The sequence below is a fragment of the Acinetobacter sp. ME22 genome, assembly GCF_022012315.1.
GTDB classification, from domain to species: Bacteria; Pseudomonadota; Gammaproteobacteria; order Pseudomonadales; family Moraxellaceae; genus Acinetobacter; species Acinetobacter brisouii_A.
Genome location: NZ_JAKLTL010000037.1, coordinates 1 through 1265 on the forward strand (window position 1 = coordinate 1; position 1265 = coordinate 1265).

A 1265-nucleotide genomic window follows, 5' to 3' on the forward strand; every position below is an offset into this window, starting at 1 on the left:
AGTGATTGAGTGATTGAGTGATTGAGTGATTGAGTGATTGAGTGATTGAGTGATTGAGTGATTTTAAAAAATAGAACTAGCCTTTCCAAGAGCCTGTAAAAAAATTTATAAATATCTTTTTATTATTTTGATGTACTACTGTTAATCCAAGCTTTCCCAAAAGCACAACTTGCAAATTACTAGATATGTTGAGCATCAATTCTTGTTCGTGGTCTACCAGTCATTTCTACTTCCAATAGACCACTAGCATAAACTAAATTACATAGATAATTTTGCTGACACTAAGCGATTCATGCTCAAACCACGTTCTGCGGCTTCAAGGGCTAGTTTTTGATGAACCATTGATGGCACACGAACAGCAAACCGTCCGCTATATTTTTTTTCAGAGAGTGGTGTAGGAACTTTTTCATTATTGCTGATCATATCAGCTACAACATCAGCAACGAGATCTACTATTCCTAAAAACGCTTTAGACTGATCCGCATCAAGCCAAGACAATGATGGGAACTCAGCGCATAAACCAACATATTCATTATCTTCTGCTGACCATGTAACACGGTAAGTATATTGTTTGCTATCCATTTGACACCTCACAATGTTTTAAGCTTATCAAGAGCAGCCAATACTTGCTTAACCTGATAAGGTTTAGCTTTTCCACTATCATCTTGCAGATTAATACGAGGATCGCCTTGCCACGGTGTTTTAAATACCGTGTGACTACCACTCGTTTGTCTAGGTTCACCAAAATACTGTTTACAAACCTTGAGTAAATCGACATATCGGACATTTTTTGGATTATTCCGCATTTGCTCTATAAGTTGATCAAGATTTGCCATTCAAAATGCTCGATAGTGACAATAATCCAATAGTATCAATATTGATACCATTTATCAATAATCTAATTTATTACTACCATGTAATAGCCAGCTTAATGACTCATTACAAATAGGGATTAGTTATACGGTAGGAACACGAATAAGCGGTACATCTATCAAGAATAAGCACACAACTCTAATAATTTTTGATAATCATTACAGAATTATATTTCTCTCAATTACACAGCATGCATAAGCACTATAAATGTGAATTTATCCAGGCCAAATCATTGATGAATCTAGAGATTCTAGTTTATGAGTTTATGAGTTTATAAGTTTGTGAGTTTATGAGTTTATGAGTTTATAAGTTTATGAGTTTATGAGTTTATGAGTTTGTGAGTTTGTGAGTTTGTGAGTTTGTGAGTTTGTGAGTTTGTGAGTTTGTGAGTT

General features: G+C 34.5%; 2 protein-coding genes. Both read right to left on the reverse strand.

Annotated elements, in window-relative coordinates; genetic code table 11:
- Positions 1-258 precede the first annotated feature (258 nt).
- On the reverse strand, positions 259-582 hold the full coding sequence (locus tag LVY74_RS17560) for a type II toxin-antitoxin system HicB family antitoxin (RefSeq protein ID WP_237816142.1): 324 nt from the start codon (positions 580-582) through the stop codon (positions 259-261).
- Positions 583-590: 8 nt separating this feature from the next.
- On the reverse strand, positions 591-836 hold the full coding sequence (locus tag LVY74_RS17565; RefSeq protein WP_237816143.1) for a toxin HicA: 246 nt from the start codon (positions 834-836) through the stop codon (positions 591-593).
- Between the last annotated feature and the right edge of the window lie 429 nt (positions 837-1265).

Excerpts from the sequence above, each read along its gene's own strand:
- LVY74_RS17560 (WP_237816142.1), bottom strand. The coding sequence starts at position 582 with ATGGATAGCAAACAATATACTTACCGTGTTACATGGTCAGCAGAAGAT.
- LVY74_RS17565 (WP_237816143.1), bottom strand. The coding sequence starts at position 836 with ATGGCAAATCTTGATCAACTTATAGAGCAAATGCGGAATAATCCAAAA.